General features: G+C 34.2%; 6 protein-coding genes. All 6 read right to left on the bottom strand.

The features are described 5' to 3' along the window. Nucleotides 1–455: 455 nt before the first annotated feature. The 6 genes from Q8907_13960 to Q8907_13935 all read right to left on the bottom strand — a co-directional run bounded on the left by Q8907_13960 (nucleotide 456) and on the right by Q8907_13935 (nucleotide 3,736). Nucleotides 456–758 carry a helix-turn-helix transcriptional regulator gene (locus tag Q8907_13960; protein ID MDP4275375.1) on the bottom strand — a complete coding sequence of 101 codons (303 nt, stop codon included), beginning with the start codon at nucleotides 756–758 and terminating at the stop codon, nucleotides 456–458. Next, the gene (locus Q8907_13955) at nucleotides 745–1,101 is read right to left on the bottom strand and encodes a type II toxin-antitoxin system RelE/ParE family toxin (protein MDP4275374.1); all 357 of its coding nucleotides are present in this window, start codon (nucleotides 1,099–1,101) and stop codon (nucleotides 745–747) included. The genes Q8907_13960 and Q8907_13955 overlap by 14 nt, the downstream gene beginning before the upstream one ends. Nucleotides 1,102–1,194: 93 nt before the next feature. After that, nucleotides 1,195–1,599, bottom strand: coding sequence for a hypothetical protein (locus Q8907_13950; protein ID MDP4275373.1), 405 nt, complete (start codon nucleotides 1,597–1,599; stop codon nucleotides 1,195–1,197). Beyond that, a complete protein-coding gene (locus tag Q8907_13945) occupies nucleotides 1,600–2,496 on the bottom strand; it encodes a WYL domain-containing protein (protein ID MDP4275372.1) in 897 nt (298 codons plus the stop codon). It abuts the gene before it with no gap. A gap of 118 nt (nucleotides 2,497–2,614) precedes the next feature. Continuing rightward, nucleotides 2,615–3,175 (bottom strand): uracil-DNA glycosylase, encoded by a 561-nt coding sequence (locus tag Q8907_13940; GenBank protein ID MDP4275371.1) that lies wholly within the window; start codon nucleotides 3,173–3,175, stop codon nucleotides 2,615–2,617. Between the two features lie 255 nt (nucleotides 3,176–3,430). Continuing rightward, on the bottom strand, nucleotides 3,431–3,736 hold the full coding sequence (locus Q8907_13935) for a hypothetical protein (protein ID MDP4275370.1): 306 nt from the start codon (nucleotides 3,734–3,736) through the stop codon (nucleotides 3,431–3,433). Between the last annotated feature and the right edge of the window lie 156 nt (nucleotides 3,737–3,892).

Raw genomic sequence — 3,892 nt, 5'->3', positions numbered from 1 at the left:
GGCCAAATTGGCCGTATCTACAATGGATTTGGCCGTCTCTACGGTTTTAAAAAATTATCATTTCTCCATTTTAACGGATTGTCTTTTATATAATTCGAAATCTTTTAAAACGATTTGTCGTTTCGGATAATATGATCATAAAAAAGGGATTGTCAGGCAAAATCAGCATGGATTTTACGGGCCTGTATTGTGCATATCCGTTTATATTGAGTTATAATTACGCCCAATGTTTCCGGTTTCCATTTTTGCGAAGCGGTTGGTTCGTTTGGTCGGGATGATGGGGGACGTAATTTTCCCCAAATAACATTCCCGGTTATCTGTGCAAATGGTTACAAAATACAGGCCATTTGATCCATTATCCCAATTTTGCAACCGCAACAGCGATATCCGAAATTTGTTCTGGAATTTTTCAGGCATGGCTTTAATTTCAATCAGGCCAGTTTAATATTTGGATTTTATAATTCTACTGTAAAACTGATTTTAGCATTCAAAGCCCTGAATACCTTCAGTATGGTTTCAAACCGGGCATCGGTCAGGTTATTTTCTATTTTAGAAATTTGTGCTTTTTTCACTCCAACTAAATCCCCCAGTTGGGCTTGGGTTAAATGCTTTTCTTCCCTGATTTTTTTAATCTTATGCCCTAAAATGTCAAGGCGTAATTCTTCTTCGAAAGCTTCCCTCTTTTCAGTCCCTCTCACGCCTATATGCATATCGATCATTTCCTCAAGGCTTTTTGATTTTAACCTATCGCTTTTCATCTTTTTGTTTTTTCATTTCAAAATATTCTTTGCGTATTGCTTCTGCCCTTTTTATTTCATCTTTGGGAGTCTTTTGTGTTTTTTTGATAAATCCATGTGTTGAAATTACTAATGTATCTAAATTATCAGTTTTATCCCAAAATGCTAAAAGCCTATAATACTTCTTATTATACAAAGTCCTGAATTCCCAAATAAACTCGTTCAATTTTTTAAACAATTCAGGATCATTGATCATCTGCGCTTTCCGAATGTTGTAATAAATTTTAACTCTGATACTTTCATCAAGTGATTCCATAAAATCAATGGCTTCGCCGAGAAAGTCAACTCTAAATTTATTTGCCATTCATTCTTTTATTTACAAAGATAAAAGTTTCCTAAATAAGAAACAATTTATATGGATTTTTAATTTCAAAAATCACATTATGGTATAAATATCCTAGCTTAACCTGTAGCAGATCAACAATTTCCTAAACATATTATCATTATAAGCATCACCCAGGCAGAAGTAATACAAATCGTTGTCCTCATAGTAAAACGAGGATGCAGTAATATTAAACTGTTTTCTTAATTTAATATATTTCTCGCACTCCAGTTCCAAAGATCTTTGTTCTATGAGAGTTTCCCATTTTTCCGACTTTAGGGCATTGATTTTATCTTTCTTTGCTTTCAACTGTTTGGTTTCATCATAATATGCAAAATCCAGCATTTTAATTTTGACATGAAAATTGTCTTTTGCAATATTTATAAGGGAAACAACTCTTTCCTGAGCAATTCCTTCAGCGTTTAAGCTTTTATTAAGTTCATTTACAAGCTCTTCAATATTGTTCATCTTGGTTTCCATTTAGTAAAGATTTAGTGCGTTTTGATATGTTTTTTTCATGTCGGCAACCAGATTGCCGGGAGCAAGCACTTTTACATTTTCGCCGTAAGAAAGTAGTTCCATTACAAAATCATGAGTGATGAACAAGGTTAATTTAATCCTTAATTCCTCCTCATTGTCAATAAGAATCTCCTGTGATTGATGCAAAGGCAAAGATTTTATGTACTTCCCCTGGAACGGGTCAAACGAAAGGATCACTTCCTGCGGTTTGGCCGCATTCGGACTGATAATCCCAAAACAGTAGCGGTAATACTCATTTACATCAAAACCGGCCGGGAAGAGAAATTGTTTCGTGGTGATTTCCAGATCGGTCAAACGATCCAGGGCGAAACTTTTTATCTTACTATCTTTGAGATCATTGGCCAACACATACCACCTGTTTCTGAATTCTTTCAGCGCATAAGGCTCGGCCCGGCGGTTGGTCAATACATCCTCCCAGTACTTCCGGTACGTGAATTTAATCTGGACATGAGTTTTGACGGCATGGAGCAAACCATAAAGATTTTCCGTACCCCCCGACCGCCTTTTCTCAAAATCAATACAATCCGATAATTGGTTAGTAAGGTTCAAGGCATGAAAAGTATCAAAGGCTTCCCATATCCTTTTATTGACCTCAGATTGATCGTCGGATTCGATTTTGTACACTTTTTTTGAAAAATCGTATTGAATATCTATATCATAGAGCGAACGTATTTCTTCCAGATCTCTTTGAAAGGTCCGGATGGAAATATTGAAATCATAGCCCTGTATTTCCGATTCCCTGGCCAGGGTATTCGAAATTTCCGCAAATGTGGCCGGTTTCCTGCGTAGTTTGCTGATGATCAAACTAAACCTTGCAAGTGTTTCTCTTTTTGACATAATCAACTATTTTTAATAATCTCCGGTTCTTTTCCTACAAAAATAAAAACAAACCACGACAAAACATGTCGTGGTTTGTTTTTATTGAGAAAAATTATAATTATTTATATTTAATTTTTTAAACTCCAGCTAAATGTACTGCTTCTTTTAAATATGAGTTAAATATATACCCAAAGGTCGAAGATGATGGATGATATATACCATATGAAGGAATTTTTTCCCCATCTATTATATAATAAAAAAATTTACCATTCGCTCCATCCAATATTTTATCGCCCCATTCACCTTTTTTAGGTAAATTGTTCCATAAACGTTTTCCCCAAACTATTATTAAATCAGGTTTATACTCATTTACTGTCTCCAAAAAAGCATCAAAATATTTCTTAAAATCTTGCTCAGTAGGAGATATTCTTGGGCCAGACATCGTTTTTTGAATATAATTATAAAATAATATAGAATTCCAGAAATCTTTAAATACCAAATAATTAGTTTGTTTTCCAATAATTACATTAGTAAATCGAATAAAGGTATTCATCCAAGTTTCAAATTCAGCTTTACCTTCTTTATATTTTAAAAGTCTATGAATTACCTCTGTTGTAAATTCCTTACACTTAGTAATTGACAAATCGCCACAATTTTCACATTTATCGTTACAATAGTGACTTTCACCCAACACCATGATCTTTTAATTTTCAAAACCATCGGTAAAATAGTTTGAACCAACCCAAGGATTAAAAAAAACTTTTTTCGTTTAATTTAAGTTTTAAATTAATAATTATAAAAATGCCTTGATATAAAGTATTATTATGCAGTTATGTAAAGTTATTAGAATTTATATTAAACTGTCCACCTAAACCATAATATTTTAATGTTAGATTTTTAGTAAAATCAAATGGCAGGCGGTTACGGCAACCTGTCATTTGATAAACCACCGTCATCTGGCCGGTCTGGTGCCCGTCTTTTTGCAATGTTTGTCAAAGGAGGTGAGCCAATTGCCTTTAACCAGGTTAAAGGAATTGCCTGTGGCATTTTTGAAATCGCCATAGGTACAGGATAAATCCGCAATCTTTTTGCCTCTGTCGTCAAAAGTTATGTACCAATTGTTCTTTTTCAGGACAAAAAAATCGGTTCCTATGCCCATCAATTCACCGGCAGTTGCCGGTACCGAAGCGGACTTCTTGTTGTTTTCATCGAAAACGTTATACCAATTGTTTTTAAACTGCACATCAGATATTGACATGGTTTTATGTTTTAAGTTTATGCCTACTCTTAAAGTTTTCGGCTTCTCTTGCCAAGCTTCAAAACTAAATGGCAACCACGCCAATAAATGACAGACCCATAAATATTTTAACGGATAAGAGGAACTTACTTTTTAAACTGTCCTGTTTGACTAAAG

Source organism: Bacteroidota bacterium (assembly GCA_030706565.1).
GTDB lineage: Bacteria > Bacteroidota > Bacteroidia > Bacteroidales > JAUZOH01 > JAUZOH01.
Note: the sequence above shows the minus strand (reverse complement) of the source record. Positions and strands in the feature narration are given on the sequence as shown.

Excerpts from the sequence above, each read along its gene's own strand:
- Q8907_13960 (MDP4275375.1), bottom strand. The coding sequence starts at position 758 with ATGAAAAGCGATAGGTTAAAATCAAAAAGCCTTGAGGAAATGATCGAT.
- Q8907_13955 (MDP4275374.1), bottom strand. The coding sequence starts at position 1,101 with ATGGCAAATAAATTTAGAGTTGACTTTCTCGGCGAAGCCATTGATTTT.
- Q8907_13950 (MDP4275373.1), bottom strand. The coding sequence starts at position 1,599 with ATGGAAACCAAGATGAACAATATTGAAGAGCTTGTAAATGAACTTAAT.
- Q8907_13945 (MDP4275372.1), bottom strand. The coding sequence starts at position 2,496 with ATGTCAAAAAGAGAAACACTTGCAAGGTTTAGTTTGATCATCAGCAAA.
- Q8907_13940 (MDP4275371.1), bottom strand. The coding sequence starts at position 3,175 with ATGGTGTTGGGTGAAAGTCACTATTGTAACGATAAATGTGAAAATTGT.
- Q8907_13935 (MDP4275370.1), bottom strand. The coding sequence starts at position 3,736 with ATGTCAATATCTGATGTGCAGTTTAAAAACAATTGGTATAACGTTTTC.